Source organism: Streptomyces sp. W16, assembly GCF_033194735.1.
In the GTDB taxonomy this organism is placed as follows: domain Bacteria; phylum Actinomycetota; class Actinomycetes; order Streptomycetales; family Streptomycetaceae; genus Streptomyces.
In genome coordinates this window covers 1-19,134 of sequence record NZ_JAWOAI010000159.1, presented here as the reverse complement: position 1 = coordinate 19,134, position 19,134 = coordinate 1, and the positions used below count along the sequence as shown (strand labels likewise).

Genomic DNA, 19,134 nt, shown 5'->3' with positions numbered 1-19,134 from the left:
TCGGCTGGCTGGGCCGCTGGGCCGACGCCCTCACCGAGTACCGCCGGGTGGCCGCCGCCCGCGAGCGCGTCCTCGGCCCGGACCACCCCGACACCCTCGCCAGCCGCAACGACGAGGCCCACTGCCTGGAACAGCTCGGCCGCAACGCGGAAGCGGTCGAGCTGTACCGCCGGGTGGCGGTGCTACGACAGCAGCGGGCGTCCGGCGGCCACTGACGCCCACCCGCCCACCTCTGGCCGACCTAGATCACCTCGTGTTACGAAGAACCATGCCTGCACACGAGGGACCCGGACACCGGACGTACGACGCCGTCATCGTCGGCGGCGGCCACAACGGCCTGGTCGCCGCCGCCTACCTGGCCCGGGCCGGGCGCTCCGTGCTCGTCCTGGAACGCCTCGACACCACCGGCGGCGCCGCCGTGTCGACCCGCCCGTTCGCCGGGGTCGACGCACGCCTTTCCCGGTACTCGTACCTGGTCAGCCTGCTGCCCAAGAAGATCGTGCGGGACCTCGGCCTCGACTTCCGCGTCCGCGGGCGCACCATCTCCTCGTACACCCCCGTCGAACGCGACGGCCGCCCCACCGGCCTTCTCGTCGGCGGCGGCGAGCGCCGCACCCGCGACGCCTTCGCCAAGCTGACCGGCGGCGACCGCGAGTACGCGGCCTGGCAGCGGCTCTACGGCATGACCGGCCGCCTCGCGCAGCGGGTCTTCCCCACCCTCACCGAACCGCTGCCCAGCCGCGACGAACTGCGCCGCCGCGTCGACGACGAGGACACCTGGCGGATGCTCTTCGAGGAGCCGATCGGCGTCGCCATCGAGGAGAACTTCACCGACGACCTGGTCCGGGGCGTCGTCCTCACCGACGCCCTCATCGGCACCTTCGCCGACGCCCACGACCCGTCCCTCGCGCAGAACCGCTGCTTCCTCTACCACGTCATCGGCGGCGGCACCGGCGCCTGGGACGTCCCGGTCGGCGGCATGGGCGCCCTCACCGACGCCCTGGCCACCGCCGCGCGCACCGCCGGCGCCGTACTCGCCACCGGACACGAGGCCGTCCGCATCGACACGGACGGACGTGCCGCCGAGATCACCTACCGCACGGCCGACGGCGAGGGTCTCGTAGCCGCCCGGCACGTCCTGGTCGGCGCCTCCCCGCAGCAACTGGCCGCCCTCACCGGCGACGAACCACCGACCGCCGCCGAGGGCGCCCAGCTCAAGGTGAACATGCTGCTCAAGCGGCTGCCCAGGCTCCGCGACACCTCGGTCGACCCGCGCGAGGCCTTCGCCGGCACCTTCCACATCGCCGAGGGCTACGACCAACTGGCCGCCGCACACGCCCAGGCCGCGGCCGGTTCACTGCCCGCCGCACCGCCCTCCGAGATCTACTGCCACTCGCTCACCGACCCGAGCATCCTCGGCCGGGACCTGATCGAGGACGGCTACCAGACGCTCACCCTGTTCGGCCTGCACACACCTGCCCGGCTCTTCGAGCGGGACAACGACGCCGTACGCGACGAGCTGTTGAAGGCGACGCTCGCCCAGCTGGACGGCCACCTCGCCGAGCCCCTCGCGGACTGCCTGGCCACCGACGCGGACGGACGGCCCTGCATCGAGGCGAAGACCCCGCTCGACCTGGAGCGCGACCTCCGGCTGCCCGGCGGCAACATCTTCCACCGCGAACTGACCTGGCCCTACGCCCAGGACGACACCGGCCGCTGGGGCGTCGAGACCCGGCACGCGAACATCCTGCTGTGCGGGGCGGGCGCGGTGCGCGGCGGCGGAGTGAGCGGGGTGCCGGGGCACAACGCGGCGATGGCGGTACTTGAGAGCGACGCCGGTTGACCGGCCTGGTGCCCTGCCGGGCGAGTGGTGCTTTTCTTGAAGTGGACGAGAGGAGCGATCGCCATGAACTCGGACTCGAATATGGATAGCGCCCACATGGTGCCGGGGCACATGGAATCCGTCTCGGTGGAGATCAGCGGATGCAGCAAGGAGGACGCCCGGATCGTGTTCGACACGCTGTGCGCCCGCTACGGATCCGACCGGTGCGCGGACGACGTACCCCGGGACCACCACGACACCCGCCCCACAGTGTGGCTCGGCACCTTCGACGTCGCCGACGCCCACGAGGGTGCCTCCGGCGGCCCGGCCCGGCTCGGGGCGTCCGTCGAGGCGGATGCCCAGGGTGGGTACTGGGCAATCGAACAGTTCCGTACGACCCTGGACTCCCTGTTCATCGTGCACGATCTCGCGGTGACCTCGGGCGACCAGGAACGGGAACTGCATGTCCGGCTGGAAAACCGCTGACGGGAAGGTGATCGTGCCCTCGGTCCGGGACTTCTACGACGGCCTCGCCGCCGACTACCACCTGATCTTCCCGGACTGGGACGCGAGCATGGCCCGCCAGGCCGAGGCGCTCGACGGGCTCGTCCGGGCTCGGCTCGGGGTCGGGCCCCATCGCGTGCTGGACTGTTCCTGCGGGATCGGCACCCAGGCGATCGGGCTCGCCGCGGTCGGACACGGAGTGATCGGCAGCGACCTGAGCCCGGCCGCGGTCACGCGGGCCGCCGCCGAGGCCACTGCCCGGGGTATCGGCCTTCCGGTGACCGCGGCGGACATGCGGACACTGCCGTTCCGGGCGTCCGCCTTCGACGTCGTGCTCTGTGCCGACAACTCGTTGCCGCATCTGCTGACACCCGACGACGTGCGTGCGGCACTGGTCGGCATGCGACGGGTCCTGCGCGACGACGGGCTCCTTGTGCTGAGCGTCCGGGACTACGACGAGATCCGCGCCGGCCGTCCCGCGTCCGCGGCTCCACAGGTGTCGACGACCGGCCAGGGCCGCGTGGTCACCTTCCAGTTGTGGCACTGGCACGAGGACGGCGAGCGCTACGACATCGAGCACTTCCAGCTCGTGCCGGACGGGGACGGCTGTGAGGTGCGGGTCCGCCGTACCACCTACTGGGCTCTGACACGGCGCCAGTTGACCGATGCCGTACGCGAAGCGGGCTTCGCGGACGTCAGTTGGCACAAACCGGAGAGCAGTGGTTTCTACCAGCCCCTGCTCACCGCCCGGCGGGCCTCGCTCTGAGGAAAATCTGACGGAGCATCAGAAAAGGCCTTCCGTCGTCCGGAGGACTGCGGCATTCTGCGCCCATGCAGACGGAGTTGAGCAAGAAACTGGGAATCGAGCACGCCATCTTCGGCTTCACGCCGTTCCCCGCCGTCGCCGCGGCCATCAGCCGGGCCGGCGGTTTCGGAGTGCTCGGCGCGGTCCGCTACACCGCCCCCGACGACCTCAAACGCGACCTCGACTGGCTGGAGGCGCACGTCGAGGGGATGCCGTACGGCCTGGACGTCGTCATGCCCGCGAAGAAGGTGGAAGGCGTCACCGAGGCCGAGGTCGAGGCGATGATCCCGGAAGGGCACCGGCAGTTCGTCACCGAGACCCTGGCCAAGTACGGCGTGCCCGAACTCGCCGAGGGGGAGGCGTCCGGCTGGCGCATCACCGGGTGGATGGAACAGGTCGCCCGCAACCAGCTCGACGTCGCCTTCGACTACCCGATCAAGCTGCTCGCCAACGCGCTGGGCTCCCCACCCGCCGACGTCGTCGCCCGCGCCCACGACCAGAACGTACTGGTCGCCGCGCTCGCGGGCAGCTCCCGGCACGCCCGCAAGCACGCCGAGGGCGGCATCGACATCGTCGTCGCCCAGGGCTACGAGGCGGGCGGACACACCGGCGAGATCGCCTCCATGGTGCTCACCCCCGAAGTCGTCGAGGCCGTCGATCCACTGCCCGTACTGGCCGCCGGCGGCATCGGCAGCGGACCGCAGGTGGCCGCCGCGCTCAGCCTCGGAGCCCAAGGTGTGTGGCTGGGCTCCATATGGCTGACCACCACAGAAGCCGAGATGCACTCGGCGGCCCTGACCCGCAAACTGCTCGCCGCCGGGTCCGGCGACACCGTCCGCTCCCGCGCCCTGACGGGGAAACCGGCCCGGCAACTCCGCACCGAGTGGACCGACGCCTGGGACGACACGGACGGCCCCGGCACCCTCCCCATGCCGCTCCAGGGCCTGCTCGTCGCCGAGGCCGTCTCGCGCATCCAGAAGTACGAGGTCGAACCACTGCTCGGCACCCCGGTCGGCCAGATCGTCGGCCGCATGAACAGCGAACGCAGTGTCCAGGCCGTCTTCGACGACCTCACCCGCGGCTTCGAGCAGGCCGTCGACCGCGTCAACCGCATCGCCGGAAGGAGCGGCCAGTGAGCACACAGGGTGAGAGCACACCCCCCGCCGGGTTCTGGGCCCAGGCGGTCCAGAACCCCGACCGCGTTGTCCTCATCGCACCCGACGGCGAGGAGTGGACCGCCGGCCGTCTGCACGCCGCCGCCAACCAGCTCGTCCACGGTCTGCGCGCGGCCGGACTCGAACGCGGCGACGCCTTCGCCGTCGTCCTGCCCAACGGCGTCGAGTTCTTCACGGCCCATCTGGCCGCCACCCAGGCCGGGTTCTACCTCGTCCCCGTCAACCATCACTTCGTCGCCCCCGAGATCGCCTGGATCGTCGCCGACTCCGGCGCCAAGGTACTCATCGCGCACGAGCGGTTCGCCGAGCCCGTCCGCCAGGCCGCGGACGAGGCCGGCCTCCCCGCCGCCCATCGGTACGCGGTCGGCACGGTCGAGGGCTTCCGGCCGTACGCCGAACTCCTCGACGGACAACCGGAGTCGGCGCCCATGGACCGGACGCTCGGCTGGGTCATGAACTACACCTCCGGCACCACCGGCCGCCCCCGCGGCATCCGCCGGCCTCTGCCCGGCAGGCCGCCCGAGTCGGCGTACCTCGGCGGATTCCTCGCCATCTTCGGCATCAAGCCCTTCGACGACAACGTGCACCTCGTCTGCTCACCGCTCTACCACACGGCCGTCCTCCAATTCGCGGGCGCGAGCCTGCACATAGGCCATCGCCTGGTCCTGATGGACAAGTGGAGCCCGGAGGAGATGCTCCGCCTCATCGACCGTGAGAAGTGCACCCACACCCATATGGTCCCGACCCAGTTCCATCGGCTCCTCGCCCTCCCCGCGGACATACGGGCGCGCTACGACGTCTCGTCCATGCGGCACGCGATCCACGGCGCCGCCCCGTGCCCCGACCATGTGAAGCGGGCCATGATCGAGTGGTGGGGCGACTGTGTGGAGGAGTACTACGCGGCCAGCGAGGGCGGTGGTGCCTTCGCGACCGCCGAGGACTGGCTGAAGAAACCCGGCACCGTCGGCAAGGCCTGGCCCATCAGCGAGCTCGCGGTCTTCGACGACGACGGCAACCGGCTCCCACCCGGTGAACTCGGCACCGTCTACATGAAGATGAGCACCGGCGGCTTCGCCTACCACAAGGACGAGGCCAAGACGAAGAAGAACCGCATCGGCGACTTCTTCACCGTCGGCGACCTCGGCATTCTCGACGAGGACGGCTATCTCTTCCTCCGCGACCGCAAGATCGACATGATCATCTCGGGCGGCGTCAACATCTACCCGGCCGAGATCGAGTCCGCGCTCCTCGCCCACCCCGCCGTCGCCGACGCCGCCGCCTTCGGGATCCCGCACGACGACTGGGGCGAGGTGGTCAAGGCCGTCGTCGAACCGGCCCCCGGCCACGAGCCCGGACCGGCCCTCGCCACCGTCCTCCTCGACCACTGCGCCGAGCAACTCGCCGGCTACAAGCGGCCCAAGAGCATCGACTTCATCACCGAGATGCCCCGCGACCCCAACGGCAAGCTGTACAAGCGGCGGTTGCGGGAGCCGTACTGGGAGGGGCATACGCGGCCCATGTGAGTGCTGTCGGTACCCGAAACGGGAAGGGCGTGGTCCCGCCCCATGTGCGGCAGGACCACACCCTTCCCGTCGGCTTGACCTGCCAGGGCGCCGGCCCGAGGATCATGTGTCATGACGCCCGGACACGGCAGCACGGTTGACGGGGTACTGCGACGCAGTGCCCGGCGCACTCCCGCCCGCGTGGCGGTGGACTACGGCGAGCGTTCCTGGACTTACGAGGAACTCGACGACGCCGTCTCCCGCGCGGCGAGCGTGCTCCTCGACCAGGGCCTCGCACCGGGCGACCGGGTCGGTTCCTACGGCCACAACTCGGACGCCTACCTGATCGGCTTCCTCGCCTGCGCCCGCACGGGCCTCGTGCACGTACCGGTCAACCAGAACCTCACCGGCGACGACCTCGCGTACATCGTCGGCCAGTCCGGCAGCACGCTGGTGCTCACGGACCCCGCCCTCGCCGCCCGACTGCCGGACGACGTAAGGACGTTGCCCCTGCGGGACGCGGACGGCTCGCTGCTGGAGCGGCTGGCGTCCGCGCTGCCGTACGACGGTCCCGAGCCGCGCACCGAGGACCTGGTGCAGTTGCTCTACACCTCGGGCACGACCGCGCTGCCCAAGGGCGCGATGATGACCCACCGGGCCCTGGTGCACGAGTACTTGAGCGCGATCACCGCCCTGGACCTGAGCGCCGGGGACCGGCCCGTGCACGCACTGCCGCTGTACCACTCGGCGCAGCTGCATGTGTTCCTGCTGCCCTATCTGGCGGTCGGCGCCACCAACATCATCCTCGACGCGCCCGACGGGGACCGGCTCTTCGACCTGATCGAGGCCGGGCGGGTGGACAGCCTGTTCGCCCCGCCCACCGTGTGGATCGGCCTGGCGAACCGCGCGGACTTCGCGACCCGCGACCTGAGCGGGCTGCGCAAGGCGTACTACGGTGCGTCGATCATGCCGGTGCCCGTCCTGGAGCGGCTGCGCGAACGGCTCCCCAAGCTGGCCTTCTACAACTGCTTCGGCCAGAGCGAGATCGGCCCGCTGGCCACCGTGCTCGGCCCCGACGAGCACAAGGGCCGTCTGGGCTCCTGCGGGCGTCCCGTCCTGTTCGTGGACGCGCGGGTGGTCGACGGGGACGGCAAGGACGTACCCGACGGCACACAGGGCGAAGTCGTCTACCGTTCACCGCAGTTGTGCGAGGGCTACTGGGACAAGCCCGAGGAGACGGCCGCGGCCTTCCGTGACGGCTGGTTCCACTCCGGCGACCTCGCGGTACGGGACGCGCACGGCTTCTTCACCGTCGTCGACCGGGTGAAGGACGTCATCAACTCCGGTGGCGTACTGGTCGCTTCACGCCAGATCGAGGACGCGCTCTACACCCACGAGGGCGTCGCCGAGGTCGCCGTGATCGGCCTCCCCGACGACCGCTGGATCGAGGCGGTCACCGCGGTCGTCGTCCCGCGCGGCGAGGTCACCGAGGCCCAACTCATCGCCCACGCCCGCGAGAAGCTCCCCCACTTCAAGGCACCGAAGCGGGTCGTGTTCGTGGAGAAACTGCCACGGAATGCCAGCGGGAAGATCCTCAAGCGAGAGCTGCGGGATCGGTTCGCAGGCTGAGCGTTCTCACCGGGAGGCCGGAGCGGTATCTGTACGGGCTTCGGCTCCGGCGATGGTGTCCCGCAACACCTCGCGGGCCGCGTCGAGTTGAGCGGCCCGCCGGTCCAGGTCGCTCAACTGGTCGCGCAGCGCGTCGAGTACACCCGGACACGGCTGTACGGCCGCCTCGTCCGTGGTGCAGGGCAGCACCTGGCGGATGATCCGGGTGGGCAGCCCGGCCGCGAGGAGCGCGCGGATGCGGAGTACGGCGGCCGTGTCCGAATCGGCGTACGCCCTATAGCCGTTGGGGAGCCGCTCGGGCCGCAGCAGCCCCGCCTGTTCGTAGTGGCGCAGCAGCCGCTCGCTGGTTCCGGTCCGCTCGGCCAGTTCCCCGATCAGCACGGGCACGCGCCCCTCTCCTGCTTGACCTTCCCACGGTGTCAGGGCTCAACACTGGCTCCCGCCACCCGCATTCCACCGGGCGGCAGGCACGCTCAGGGAGACGCACATGATTCTCGACGCCCACAGCCATGTCCACGACCCGCTCGACGACCACCTGTTGGCGCTCGACGACGCGAGTGTGGACCGCACGGTGCTGTTCCCCACCCGCGCGCACCCGGAACGGGCCACCGACCTGGACTCCCTTCACCACGAAATGGGCGTACTGGAACGGGCGCTGGCCGGCGTCTCCGGCGACGACGGATTCGCCCTGGCCATGCGGGAGCTGGACCAGGCACTCACGGCACACCCCGACCGCTTCCTCGGCTTCGGCTCCGTCCCGCTCGGCCGCCCCGACACCGAGACCGCGGCGCGGGTGGAGCGCGAGGTGACCGGCCGCGGGCTGTACGGCATCGGTGAACTCACCCCGCCTCCGGGCCAGTCGGCCCTTGTCGAACCGGTACTGCGCGCGGCCCGCGACCACGCAGGACTCCCGGTGGTCGTCCACGGCTCCGCTCCCACGACGGCGGTGGACCTGCGCACACTCGCCGACCTGGCGTGCCGGTACCCAAAGGTGCCGCTGGTGATCAGCCAACTGGGCGGAGCCCACTGGATGGAAGCGATCGAACTGGCCCGGGCCACTCCCAACCTCCACCTCGAACTGTCCACCGCCAACATCGTCTTCGCCGTCCGCCTCGCCATCCATGAACTCCCCACCCGCACCTTCTTCGGCTCGGACGCTCCCTACGGTGACCCGGTCGTCGCCCGCACGACGGTGGAAAGGGTCACCCGGGCCGGCGAGGTCCGCGACCGGGTACTGGGCGGCAATCTGGCGGAGCTGCTGGGGCTGGGATGACGAAGGAACTGCCTTGCGGCCGAACGCGGTCGGCGGTGAGGATCGGGGCATGCCGACCTTCACCGCCACCGACGGCACCGAACTCGCCTACCACGTGCGGGGTGAGGGCGAGCCGCTGGTTGTCCTGCCCGGAGGGCCCATGAGGGCCTCCGCCTACCTCGGGGACCTGGGTGGACTGACCGCGCATCGACGGCTGATCCTGCTGGATCTCCGGGGCACCGGTGACTCCGCCGTGCCGGCGGACGAGGGGACGTACCGCTGCGACCGACTGGTCGATGACGTCGAGGTGTTGCGCGCCCACATGGGCCTGGACCACATTGACCTGCTCGCGCACTCGGCGGGCGGCAGTCTCGCGATGTTGTACGCGGCCCGCCGTCCCGAGCGGGTGACACGCCTGGCACTGATCACCGCCACCCCATGGGCGCTGGGCATGCCGGCCACGCCCGAGGGACGGCTCGCCGCCGCCCGGCTGCGGAAGGGCGAACCGTGGTACGAGGACGCGTTCCCGGCATTCGAGGCGTGGCTCGCGGGCAGCGCCGACTTCGACCCGGTCTTCGAGCCCTTCTTCTACGGCCGTTGGGACGCCGACGCCGAGGAACACTCCGCACTCGCCGACGAACAGAGCAACGACGAGGCCGCCGACCTGTACTTCTCCGAGGGCGCCTTCGACCCACCGGTCCTCCGAGCCGCCCTCGGCCGACTGCCCGCACCCGTCCTGGTTCTCGCGGGTGAAGTCGACGGCGGCCCCCGGCCCGAGCTCGCCCGTCGTAGCGCCGACGTGTTCCGGAACGCCGAGTCGGCGGTGCAGCCGGGCGCCGGTCACTACCCGTGGCTGGACGACCCGGAGTGGTTCGTGCGCCGTGTCGTCGCGTTTCTCGACGAGGGCGGTGCGGTTCTGCCTTCGGCAGAGTAGGCGCACAGCCCGGCGCCACAGCGGTTACGTTCCCCGCATGGACATCGAGACCCGCACCGTCAAGGCGAACGGCATCACCCTCGCCCTTCACGCCTGGGGCCCCGAGGAAGCACCGCCCGTCCTCCTTCTTCACTGCCGGGCCGCCGACGGCACCGACTGGACACCGATCGCAGAACGGCTCGCCGGCGGACCCGACCCGCGCCGTGTGTACGCCCCCGACCTGCGCGGTCACGGAAGCAGCGACTGGCCCGGCACCGAGCCGGGAGCCACGGCCGACGTGTACGCGTACGAGGCGATGCGGGACGACATACGCGCCCTCCTCGCCGTCCTCGGCATCGAACGGGCCGACGTCATCGGCCATTCGCTGGGCGGCATGGTCGCGTATCTGCTCGCGCAGGAGGCGCCCGACGTCGTACGGCGACTGGTCCTGGAGGATGTGCCGGCGCCGATTCCCTTCGATCCGCCGAGGCCGCCCACCGAACGCCCCGCGGGGAAGCTGCCGTTCGACTGGGCCATGATCGAGGCCACCGACGTCCGGGCGAACCTCCCCAACCCCATGTGGTGGGACCACATGGGGCGGATCACCATGCCCACGCTGGTGATCGCGGGTGGTCCCACCAGCGGAATTCCTCAGGACCGGGTCGTCGCGCTCGCCGAACGGATCCCCGACGCCCGTCTGGTGACCGTCGACGCAGGACATCTCGTGCACGAGAACCGGCCGGAGGAATTCCTGGCGGTGGTGGAGCCGTTCCTCGCGGAGCGGAGCGGGGAGGCGGGCGACGACCGGACGGCGACCGTCACTTCGCAAACGTCGTCATGAAGCGGTCCCGGAACTTGTCCATGCTCAACACCGGTGCGTTGTCCGCCGGCTTGAGCCCGTCCGTCCAGTTCCAGCTGGAGATCTTGTCCAGCACCTTCGGGTCGTGCGCGACGATCGTGATCGGCACGTCCCGGTCGGCGGTGCCTCCGGTGACCGTCGGGACGGGCTGGTGGTCGCCGAGGAAGACGAGGACGGTGTTCTTGTTGCCGTAGCGCTGCATCCACTGGGTCAGGCTGTCCACGGAGTACTGGATGGCCTTGCGGTACTCGGTGCGCACGCGCTTCGCGCTCTTCCAGACCTCCGTCGGGTTGGTGCCCTCCTTCTTGATCTGGTTGAAGATCGTGCCGTCCCCGAGCTGGTTCCAGGGGATCGTGTGGGCGATGGGGGACCAGGGGTTGTGGCTGGAGGCGAGGATGATCTCCGCCATGATCGGGTCGCGGTTCTTCTTGCCGTACTCCAGATCCTCGAAGGACTGCAGGCTGAACTGGTCCGGTACCGGCGTCCAGCTGAAGTACGGACCGTTGTAGCCGAGGTGCGTGGAGTCGTAGATGTTGTCGAGGCCGAAGTACTTGCCCTCGGGCCAGGCCTTGCGGACACCGGGGACGATGCCGACCGTGCGCCAGGCACCGGTCTTCTGGAAGTAGCTGGTCAGGGTGGCGCGGGTGCTGGTGGTCACGGTCCGGTACCGCTGCTGGTTCTTGACCCACAGGCCGGACAGGAACGTCGAGTGGGCGAGCCAGCTGCCGGCGCCCGTCACGGGCGACCTGAGCCAGCCGCTTTGCGAGGCGAAACCGGCCGCCTTGAGCCGGGCGTCGCCCGCCTTCAGCGTCGCGTCCATCTCCGGTGCCATCGTCGGATCGTCGATCGCGACCCGGCCGTAGCTCTCGATGAAGGTGAACAGCACGTCCTTGCCGCGGAGTCCGGTCAGCAGCTGGTTCGGCGGGGTCTTGGCGAAGGCGTCGACGGTGAGCTGCTTCTTGAAGACGTCGGCGTCACCCAGACCCTCGCGGACGTACTGCACCCGGTTGGCGAGGAACGTGCTGTAGCCCTTCGTGGCGAGCGTGACGCCGCCCACCTGGAAGCTCAGCGTGAAGCACATGATCCACACAACACCGAGGACGAGTGTGGTGCGTACCGCCATGGGGCGGTGCCTGGCCATCACGTCCGACAGCCGCACCATCGCGAGCGCGCTCCCCGCCAGCACGGCGATCAGCGCCAGGATCACGCCGACGATCGCGAGCACCTCGCCCGAGCGGCCGACCGAGTCCTTCAGGAAGTCCGCCGCGTCGCTCAGCAGCACCCAGTCGAAGACCAGGTCGAACGGCCGGGCCAGGGTCTGGTAAAAGCCCATGTCGAGGCACTTCAGGACGGCGGACAGCCCGACGAACGCCCCCAGCACGACGGCCACGATCCGCCGTGCCTTCGCGGGCAGTACGAGCAGGACGATGGCGAGGACGATCGCCTCGACCGGGAAGCGGAAGAACGACTGGAGAGTGATCCGGTCGAGGCGGTCGGGCACGAGGAGCGCGACGAGCAGCAGCACACCGGCCAGCACGCTCGTGCCCACCGCTACGGCACGTGCGGTACGGGGATAACGAGTCCGCCAGCCGAACCAGCCGGCGCGGGGCGGGAGTTGAGACGATCGCTCGGCGGAGTCGGCGGCGGATTCCGCGAGGTCTGCGGACTTGGCCGCCTCGGGCGCGTCGACCGGTTCGAGTTGCTCGGACCTGCCCGCCGAGTCGTCCGGCTCGGGTGGATCCTGTGGTTCGGACGGTGCGGCGGCCTCCGTCGCCGCTGTCGAGTCGGTCTCCCCGGTGGCTTTCTGCTGCGCCAATGGGTGAGAGCGAGTGAAGAGCGGCACCCGAACGTCCTTCCGTGCTGAGCCCGGTGATGGCATGGCGTACCTGGCCCGGGCCACCAGATCCGTCACCATCAGTACGATCGCACGCTACCGTCAGTTCAATCAGGCCTGCGTGTTGACCCACTGTTGACTCACTGATCTGCGGCGACTGCCACCTCCCGTGCCCACCTGTAGTCCGCCTTGCCACTCGGAGAACGCTGGATCGACTCCGCGATCACCAACTGTCGGGGGATCTTGTACCCGGCGAGATGGGAACGGCAGTGCGTCTGGATGTCGTCCAGCGACGGCCGTACCGCACCCGCGCGCAACTCCACGACGGCGGCCACATGGTTGCCCCACCGCTCGTCAGGCACCCCGGCCACCAGCGCGTCGTAGACATCGGGATGCGACTTGAGCGCCTGCTCGACCTCCTCCGGATACACCTTCTCCCCACCGGTGTTGATGCACTGCGAGCCGCGGCCGAGCACCGTGACGACGCCTTCCTCGTCCACGGTCGCCATGTCGCCGAGCAGTACCCACCGCTCGCCGTCCTTCTCGAAGAAGGTCTCGGCGGTCTTCCCCGGGTCGTTGTAGTAGCCCAGCGGTACATGGCCGCACTGGGCGACCCGGCCGATCTCGCCGACGGCGACCGGCTCGTGCGTGGCCGGATCTACCACCTGGGTACGGGAGTTGACGCGGATACGGAAGCCGCGTGCGGGGCCCGAGTCGGCCGTGGCCGTACCGTTGAAACCGGACTCGGACGAGCCGAAGTTGTTGAGGAGCATCGCGTTCGGGACGAGCGCCTGGAACTGCGCGCGTACGGTCTCCGACATGATCGCGCCCGATGACGAGACGCTGAACATCGACGAGCAGTCCGTGCCCTTCATCGGCCCGTTGAGGGCGTCGATCAGTGGTCGCAGCATCGCGTCGCCGACCAGGGACATGCTGGTGACCTTCTCCTTCTCGACGGTCCGCAGCACCTCCTCAGGCACGAACTTGCGATGGATCACGATGCGTTGGCCGAAGTTGAAGCCGATGAACGCGGTGAGTGTGGAGGTGCCGTGCATCAGCGGGGGAGTGGGGAAGAAGGTGATCCCCGCCCCGCCGGCCGCGACCCGCTCGGCCAACTCCTCGGGTTTCTTGACGGGTTCACCGGTCGGCGCGCCACCGCCGAGCCCCGAGAAGAACAGGTCCTCCTGGCGCCACATCACGCCCTTGGGCATCCCGGTCGTGCCGCCGGTGTAGATGATGAACTGGTCGTCGCCCGAACGGGCCGGGAATCCCCGCTCGGGAGAGCCGGTGGCCTCCGCGTCCGTGAAGGCCACGGCCGGTACTTCCGGGGCGCCTTGCGCCGGTGTCCCCACCCGCACCAGGTGCCGAAGCTTCTCCGTCCGTGGCAGCGCGGCGGCCACCCGCTCGGTGAACTCCGTTTCGAAGACCAGCGCGACGAGTTCGGCGTCCCGGTAGAGGTACACCAACTCCTCTTCGACATACCGGTAGTTGACATTGACCGGCACGACCCGCGCCTTCAGGCAGCCCAGCACCGTCTGCAAGTACTCGACGCCGTTGTAGAGATGGAGCCCGAGATGCTCACCCGGGCGTATCCCGGTGTCGATCAGATGATGGGCGATGCGGTTCGCCGCCGCGTCCAACTCCGCGTAGGTCAGGCGGCGTTCCGCGCCCGTGCCCGGGTGGTCGATGTACACGAGCGCCTCGCGGTCCGGGACCACGTCGACGACCGACTCGAACAGGTCGGCAATGTTGTACTCCACCACTCCTCCTGACGTCGGTTCGCCGGTCATCAGAGCAAAGGGCGCGGCAACTGTGAAGGGTCCGCGCAGAAGAAATCTGACTGAGTGTCAGAAACCTCTTGTACTGGCAGGGCGCCTCCTGCAACCTGTTCTCGTTCCGGAGGCGGTACGGCGACGGGAGGACGGCAATGGGCGGTACGGAACACCTGACCGTGCGGCGCGAAGGCGCCACACTGGTGCTCACGCTCAACAGGCCCGAGGCCAAGAACGCGCTCTCGCTGCCGATGCTGGTCGGCCTGTACGACGGCTGGGTCGAGGCCGACGCGGACGACGGGATCCGCTCGATCGTGCTGACCGGCGCGGGCGCCGCGTTCTGCGCGGGCATGGACCTCAAGGCCCTCGCGGGCAAAGGCATGGAGGGCCAGCAGTACCGTGAGCGGCTTACCGCCGACCCCGACCTGCACTGGAAGGCGATGCTGCGGCACCATCGGCCCCGCAAGCCGGTGATCGCCGCCGTCGAGGGGTACTGCGTGGCCGGCGGTACGGAGATCCTTCAGGGCACCGATATCCGGGTCGCGGGGGAGTCCGCGACGTTCGGGCTCTTCGAGGTCAAACGCGGGCTCTTCCCGATCGGTGGCTCAACTGTTCGTCTCCAGCGGCAGATTCCGCGTACGCATGCCCTGGAGATGCTGCTGACCGGGCGTCCGTACAGCGCGCGGGAGGCGGCGGACGTCGGTCTGATCGGACACGTCGTCCCCGACGGGACGGCTCTCGCCAAGGCCCTGGAGATCGCCGAACTCATCAACGGGTGCGGGCCGTTGGCGGTCGAGGCGGTCAAGGCGTCGGTGTACGAGACCGCCGAGCTGGCCGAGACGGAGGGCCTCGCGGCCGAACTCAAGCGCGGCTGGCCGATCTTTGACACCGCCGACGCGAAGGAGGGGGCTCGTGCCTTCGCGGAGAAGCGGGCGCCTGTTTATAGGCGGGCGTAGTGCTTGGTTTGTCGGCCGGTTGTCGTCTGCGGGTTCGTTGTGGCTGGTCGCGCAGTTCCCCGCGCCCCTGGGTGGGGACAGGCAGCCCGCATCTGTTTAGTGAGGAGATGTCGTGCCCGAAGTTCTCAAAGCTCCCCTGACCCTCGAATTTCCCTTCACCCGCTCCCTCGGCCCCGTCCAGAGCGCCTTTCTCACCGGGCTGCGTGAGCGCGTCGTCCTCGGTGTGAAGACCGGCGACGGACGGACCCTCGTGCCGCCCGTCGAGTACGACCCCGTCACCGCGGAGGAGATCCGCGACCTCGTCGAGGTCGCCCCCACCGGGACGGTCACCACCTGGGCCTGGAACCACGAACCCCGCCGCGGTCAGCCCCTGGACACCCCCTTCGCCTGGGTCCTGGTCCGCCTCGACGGCGCCGACACCGCCCTCCTGCACGCCCTCGACGCCCCTGGCCCCGACGCCGTCCGCACCGGCATGCGCGTACGTGTCCGCTGGGCCGGGGAACGTGTCGGGGCCATCACGGACATCGCCTGCTTCGAGCCGCACGAAGGCGACGAGACGCGCCAACTCTCCGACCACACCGGCGAGTTCGAGAACATGGTCACCGGCATCGTGGCGCCCGCCCGCCTCGACTACGTCTACTCGCCCGGCCGCGCCCAGACCGACTACATCCACGCGCTCTCCGAACAGCGCACCGTCGGCGAACGCTGCCCCTCCTGCCGCAAGGTGTACGTCCCACCGAGGGGTGCGTGCCCCACATGTGGTGTCGCCACAGCGGAACATGTCGAAGTGGGTCCGCGCGGCACCGTCACCACGTTCTGCATCGTCAACATCAAGGCGAAGAACCTCGACATCGAGGTGCCGTACGTCTACGCGCACATCGCCCTCGACGGAGCCGACCTCGCACTGCACGGACGGATCGGCGGCATCCCCTACGACCAGGTACGCATGGGACTGCGGGTCGAGGCGGTGTGGACCGAGGGAGGCCGTTACCCGGACCACTACCGGCCGACCGGCGAACCCGACGCGGACTACGACGTCTACAAGGAGCTGCTGTGATGCATGGAGCTGCCGCGATGCGTGAGATCGCCGTCGTCGCCTTCGCGCAGACCGACCACCGGCGCACCACCGACGAGCTCTCCGAGGTGGAGATGCTGATGCCGGTCCTGCACGGAGTACTCGAACAGACCGGCCTGAAGACCGCCGACATCGACTTCACCTGCTCCGGCTCCAGCGACTACCTGGCCGGTCGCGCCTTCTCCTTCACCATGGCCCTCGACGGCGTCGGCGCCTGGCCGCCGATCTCCGAGTCGCACGTCGAGATGGACGGCGCCTGGGCGCTCTACGAGGCGTGGACCAAGCTGCTTACCGGCGACGCCGACACCGCGCTCGTCTACTCGTACGGCAAGTCTTCCCCGGGCTCGGTGCGCGACGTCCTGACCCGACAGCTCGACCCCTACTACGTCGCCCCTCTGTGGCCGGACTCCGTCGCCCTCGCCGCCCTCCAGGCCCAGGCCCTCATCGACGCGGGCGAGACCGACGAACCAGCGCTCGCCGCGGTGGCGGCCCGCAGCCGTACGGACGCGAGCGCCAACTCCCATGCGCAGGTGCAGGGTTCAGTGCCGCAGGGCGACTATGTCGTACGGCCGCTGCGCACCGGCGACTGCCCGCCGATCGGCGACGGCGCCGCCGCCGTGATCCTCGCGGCCGGGGACCGGGCCCGCGAGCTGTGCGAACGGCCCGCCTGGATCAGGGGAATCGACCACCGCATCGAGGCACACGGCCTCGGCGTACGGGAGTTGACCGACTCACCGTCCACGCGGCTCGCCGCCGAGAAGGCCGGAGCTTTCGAACGGCCCGTCGACACCGCCGAGTTGCACGCGCCGTTCACCGCGCAGGAGGTCGTCCTGCGCAAGGCACTGCGCCTCGGCGACGACGTGCGCGTCAACCCGTCCGGCGGCGCCCTCGCCGCGAATCCCGTCATGGCCGCCGGGCTGATCCGCATCGGCGAGGCCGCCGCCCGCATCCACCGGGGCGAGTCCGACCGGGCCCTCGCCCACGCCACCTCCGGCCCCTGTCTGCAACAGAACCTGGTCGCCGTACTCGAAGGGGATCCGCGATGAGCAAGGAGCCCGTGGCCGTCGTAGGCATCGGCCAGACCAAGCACGTCGCCGCGCGCCGGGACGTGTCGATCGCGGGGCTGGTGCGGGAGGCGGCCCAACGTGCCCTGGACGACGCCGAGTTGACGTGGGCCGACATCGACGCTGTGGTCATCGGGAAGGCGCCCGACTTCTTCGAGGGCGTCATGATGCCCGAGCTGTACCTCGCCGACGCGCTGGGCGCCGTGGGCAAGCCCATGCTGCGGGTGCACACCGCAGGATCGGTGGGCGGGTCGACGGCCCTGGTCGCCGCCAACCTCGTCGCGGCCCGTGTGCACGGCACCGTCCTCACCCTCGCCTTCGAGAAGCAGTCCGAGTCGAACGCCATGTGGGGACTGTCCCTGCCGATCCCCTTCCAGCAGCCCCTGCTGGCGGGCGCGGGCGGCTTCTTCGCCCCTCACGTGCGTGCCTACATGCGGCGCACCGGAGCGCCCGACACGGTCGGCTCGCTGGTGGCGTACAAGGACCGGCGCAACGCGCTGAAGAACCCGTACGCCCATCTCCACGAGCACGACATCACCCTGGAGAAGGTCCAGGCCTCGCCGATGCTGTGGGATCCGATCCGCTACTCGGAGACCTGCCCGTCCTCGGACGGCGCCTGCGCGATGGTCCTCACCGACCGGGCGGGAGCGGCCCGGGCACCACGCTCGGCAGCCTGGATGCATGGTGGCGCCATGCGTAGCGAGCCCACACTGTTCGCCGGAAAGGACTGTGTGTCGCCACAGGCAGGCAAGGACTGCGCGGCCGACGTATACCGGCAGGCGGGGATCGCCGACCCGCGCCGCGACATCGACGCCGTGGAGATGTATGTGCCGTTCTCGTGGTACGAGCCCATGTGGCTGGAGAACCTCGGATTCGCCGACGAGGGCGAGGGCTGGAAACTCACCGAGTCGGGGGTGACCGAACTGGACGGCGACCTCCCCGTGAACATGTCAGGAGGGGTGCTCTCGACCAATCCGATCGGCGCCTCCGGCATGATCCGCTTCGCGGAGGCCGCCCTCCAGGTCCGCGGCCAGGCCGGAGAACACCAGGTGGAAGGGGCCCGCCGGGTTCTCGGACACGCCTACGGCGGCGGATCCCAGTTCTTCTCGATGTGGCTCGTGGGCAGCGAACCCCCCGCCTCCTGAAAGGTCCCCCTCACGTGGCCTGTTGGCATCAGAAACCGATCGCTAGGCTGGCCGCGGACGACGAACCGGGAGGAGCACGGACGTGGCCGAGAGCACCATCCAGCAGCACCCGCTTGCGGGCTGGGACAAGCCGGAGCTGGACCTCAGTGACGCCGATTGGCATTCAGGCAGCCGTGGACTGGGGGATGTCCAGATCGCCTTTGTCGAGGGATTCATCGCGATGCGCAACAGCGGCCGCCCGGAAAGCCCTTCCTTGATCTTCACGCCCGCGGAATGGGGCGCGTTCGTGTCGGGGGCACGGGAAGGGGAGTTCGACCTGACCTGAAGGGCGTTTCACCTGTTTTTCCGGACACGCGACCTTGAGTGCCCTTCCGGAGTCGGCGCCTGAGCCAGGCTGGCCCCGGAGGGGAAGGTCCCGTTACTCCGGAGGTGAGGAACCCCATGAGCACCCCCAAGACCACCCTGCCGGTCATCGCGGCGGTCGACGGTTCGGACGACAGCCTGCGCGCCCTGGACTGGGCCCTCTACGCCGCGCGTGGACGCGGGGCGCCGCTGCGGGTCGTCCATGTGTGGCAGTACGCCGCCGCCTGGACACCGCCCGGAGTCCTGGTCGCCGGACCACCCGACCCCGACGAGGACGAGGTGCTCGGCCAGGTCCGTACCCACCTCGACGGGCGCCCCGACCGGCCGGTCATGGAGTACCTCCGGCTGCAGGGCGCACCGGGTGCCGTACTGCCCGAACTCGGCGCCGGGGCACAGCTGTTGGTGCTCGGTTCGCGTGGCCGCGGCGGCTTCGCCGGCCTGCTGTTCGGCTCCAACGGCATGGC

General features: G+C 69.8%; 19 protein-coding genes. 16 read left to right on the top strand and 3 right to left on the bottom strand.

Features of this window, described 5'->3' with window-relative positions:
* From R6V09_RS22035 to R6V09_RS22005, 7 genes are all read left to right on the top strand, one after another.
* On the top strand, window positions 1-215 hold a 215-nt coding region (locus tag R6V09_RS22035; RefSeq protein ID WP_317883147.1), incomplete at its 5' end, for a tetratricopeptide repeat protein.
* A 53-nt stretch (window positions 216-268) separates the two neighbouring features.
* Complete coding sequence (locus tag R6V09_RS22030; RefSeq protein WP_317883146.1) at window positions 269-1,843, top strand: phytoene desaturase family protein; 1,575 nt, start codon at window positions 269-271, stop codon at window positions 1,841-1,843.
* Window positions 1,844-1,954: 111 nt separating this feature from the next.
* Window positions 1,955-2,308 (top strand): hypothetical protein, encoded by a 354-nt coding sequence (locus R6V09_RS22025; protein WP_442810106.1) that lies wholly within the window; start codon window positions 1,955-1,957, stop codon window positions 2,306-2,308.
* Window positions 2,286-3,092: a class I SAM-dependent methyltransferase gene (locus tag R6V09_RS22020; RefSeq protein WP_317883145.1), complete on the top strand. Its 807-nt coding sequence runs from the start codon at window positions 2,286-2,288 to the stop codon at window positions 3,090-3,092. The genes R6V09_RS22025 and R6V09_RS22020 overlap by 23 nt, the downstream gene beginning before the upstream one ends.
* A gap of 65 nt (window positions 3,093-3,157) precedes the next feature.
* Complete coding sequence (locus R6V09_RS22015) at window positions 3,158-4,267, top strand: NAD(P)H-dependent flavin oxidoreductase (protein ID WP_317883144.1); 1,110 nt, start codon at window positions 3,158-3,160, stop codon at window positions 4,265-4,267.
* Window positions 4,264-5,829 (top strand): acyl-CoA synthetase, encoded by a 1,566-nt coding sequence (locus R6V09_RS22010; RefSeq protein ID WP_317883143.1) that lies wholly within the window; start codon window positions 4,264-4,266, stop codon window positions 5,827-5,829. Before R6V09_RS22015 ends, R6V09_RS22010 begins: the two co-directional genes overlap by 4 nt.
* A 111-nt stretch (window positions 5,830-5,940) precedes the next feature.
* The gene (locus tag R6V09_RS22005) at window positions 5,941-7,437 is read left to right on the top strand and encodes an acyl-CoA synthetase (protein WP_317883142.1); all 1,497 of its coding nucleotides are present in this window, start codon (window positions 5,941-5,943) and stop codon (window positions 7,435-7,437) included.
* A 6-nt stretch (window positions 7,438-7,443) separates the two neighbouring features.
* Here the strand turns inward: R6V09_RS22005 and R6V09_RS22000 are convergent, their stop codons facing one another.
* The gene (locus R6V09_RS22000; protein WP_442810105.1) at window positions 7,444-7,824 is read right to left on the bottom strand and encodes a MerR family transcriptional regulator; all 381 of its coding nucleotides are present in this window, start codon (window positions 7,822-7,824) and stop codon (window positions 7,444-7,446) included.
* A 100-nt stretch (window positions 7,825-7,924) separates the two neighbouring features.
* Between R6V09_RS22000 and R6V09_RS21995 the strand changes: the two genes are divergently transcribed.
* Genes R6V09_RS21995 through R6V09_RS21985 form a run of 3 tightly spaced genes read left to right on the top strand, consistent with a single transcriptional unit; the run spans window position 7,925 to window position 10,443 of the window.
* Window positions 7,925-8,710, top strand: a complete 786-nt coding sequence (locus R6V09_RS21995; protein ID WP_317883141.1) for an amidohydrolase family protein — start codon at window positions 7,925-7,927, stop codon at window positions 8,708-8,710.
* Window positions 8,711-8,759: 49 nt separating this feature from the next.
* Complete coding sequence (locus R6V09_RS21990; protein ID WP_317883140.1) at window positions 8,760-9,623, top strand: alpha/beta fold hydrolase; 864 nt, start codon at window positions 8,760-8,762, stop codon at window positions 9,621-9,623.
* A 37-nt stretch (window positions 9,624-9,660) separates the two neighbouring features.
* On the top strand, window positions 9,661-10,443 hold the full coding sequence (locus tag R6V09_RS21985; protein ID WP_317883139.1) for an alpha/beta fold hydrolase: 783 nt from the start codon (window positions 9,661-9,663) through the stop codon (window positions 10,441-10,443).
* Here the strand turns inward: R6V09_RS21985 and R6V09_RS21980 are convergent.
* Both R6V09_RS21980 and R6V09_RS21975 read right to left on the bottom strand, forming a co-directional pair.
* Window positions 10,421-12,304, bottom strand: coding sequence for a sulfatase (locus tag R6V09_RS21980; protein WP_442810104.1), 1,884 nt, complete (start codon window positions 12,302-12,304; stop codon window positions 10,421-10,423). The two genes, R6V09_RS21985 and R6V09_RS21980, sit on opposite strands and share 23 nt — an antisense overlap.
* Window positions 12,305-12,435: 131 nt before the next feature.
* Window positions 12,436-14,055, bottom strand: coding sequence for an acyl-CoA synthetase (locus R6V09_RS21975; RefSeq protein WP_317883138.1), 1,620 nt, complete (start codon window positions 14,053-14,055; stop codon window positions 12,436-12,438).
* Window positions 14,056-14,222: 167 nt separating this feature from the next.
* On the opposite strand from R6V09_RS21975, the gene R6V09_RS21970 reads away from it, so the two are divergent.
* The 6 genes from R6V09_RS21970 to R6V09_RS21945 form a co-directional block, all read left to right on the top strand.
* A complete protein-coding gene (locus R6V09_RS21970) occupies window positions 14,223-15,023 on the top strand; it encodes a crotonase/enoyl-CoA hydratase family protein (RefSeq protein ID WP_317883137.1) in 801 nt (266 codons plus the stop codon).
* 112 nt (window positions 15,024-15,135) lie between these two features.
* The gene (locus R6V09_RS21965; protein ID WP_317883136.1) at window positions 15,136-16,080 is read left to right on the top strand and encodes a Zn-ribbon domain-containing OB-fold protein; all 945 of its coding nucleotides are present in this window, start codon (window positions 15,136-15,138) and stop codon (window positions 16,078-16,080) included.
* A gap of 17 nt (window positions 16,081-16,097) precedes the next feature.
* Window positions 16,098-17,144 (top strand): thiolase domain-containing protein, encoded by a 1,047-nt coding sequence (locus tag R6V09_RS21960; RefSeq protein WP_317883135.1) that lies wholly within the window; start codon window positions 16,098-16,100, stop codon window positions 17,142-17,144.
* On the top strand, window positions 17,141-18,307 hold the full coding sequence (locus R6V09_RS21955) for a thiolase domain-containing protein (RefSeq protein ID WP_317883134.1): 1,167 nt from the start codon (window positions 17,141-17,143) through the stop codon (window positions 18,305-18,307). The genes R6V09_RS21960 and R6V09_RS21955 overlap by 4 nt, the downstream gene beginning before the upstream one ends.
* A gap of 82 nt (window positions 18,308-18,389) precedes the next feature.
* Window positions 18,390-18,632 carry a DUF397 domain-containing protein gene (locus tag R6V09_RS21950; protein ID WP_019057879.1) on the top strand — a complete coding sequence of 81 codons (243 nt, stop codon included), beginning with the start codon at window positions 18,390-18,392 and terminating at the stop codon, window positions 18,630-18,632.
* Window positions 18,633-18,748: 116 nt separating this feature from the next.
* The coding region (locus tag R6V09_RS21945) for a universal stress protein (RefSeq protein ID WP_317883133.1) at window positions 18,749-19,134 on the top strand (386 nt) is incomplete at its 3' end.

Bases quoted from the DNA above. Each gene is read 5' to 3' on its own strand.
- R6V09_RS22005 (WP_317883142.1), top strand. From the start codon at position 5,941: ATGACGCCCGGACACGGCAGCACGGTTGACGGGGTACTGCGACGCAGT.
- R6V09_RS22030 (WP_317883146.1), top strand. From the start codon at position 269: ATGCCTGCACACGAGGGACCCGGACACCGGACGTACGACGCCGTCATC.
- R6V09_RS21960 (WP_317883135.1), top strand. From the start codon at position 16,098: ATGCGTGAGATCGCCGTCGTCGCCTTCGCGCAGACCGACCACCGGCGC.
- R6V09_RS21970 (WP_317883137.1), top strand. From the start codon at position 14,223: ATGGGCGGTACGGAACACCTGACCGTGCGGCGCGAAGGCGCCACACTG.
- R6V09_RS21955 (WP_317883134.1), top strand. From the start codon at position 17,141: ATGAGCAAGGAGCCCGTGGCCGTCGTAGGCATCGGCCAGACCAAGCAC.
- R6V09_RS21990 (WP_317883140.1), top strand. From the start codon at position 8,760: ATGCCGACCTTCACCGCCACCGACGGCACCGAACTCGCCTACCACGTG.
- R6V09_RS21995 (WP_317883141.1), top strand. From the start codon at position 7,925: ATGATTCTCGACGCCCACAGCCATGTCCACGACCCGCTCGACGACCAC.
- R6V09_RS22025 (WP_442810106.1), top strand. From the start codon at position 1,955: ATGGAATCCGTCTCGGTGGAGATCAGCGGATGCAGCAAGGAGGACGCC.
- R6V09_RS22020 (WP_317883145.1), top strand. From the start codon at position 2,286: ATGTCCGGCTGGAAAACCGCTGACGGGAAGGTGATCGTGCCCTCGGTC.
- R6V09_RS22015 (WP_317883144.1), top strand. From the start codon at position 3,158: ATGCAGACGGAGTTGAGCAAGAAACTGGGAATCGAGCACGCCATCTTC.
- R6V09_RS21985 (WP_317883139.1), top strand. From the start codon at position 9,661: ATGGACATCGAGACCCGCACCGTCAAGGCGAACGGCATCACCCTCGCC.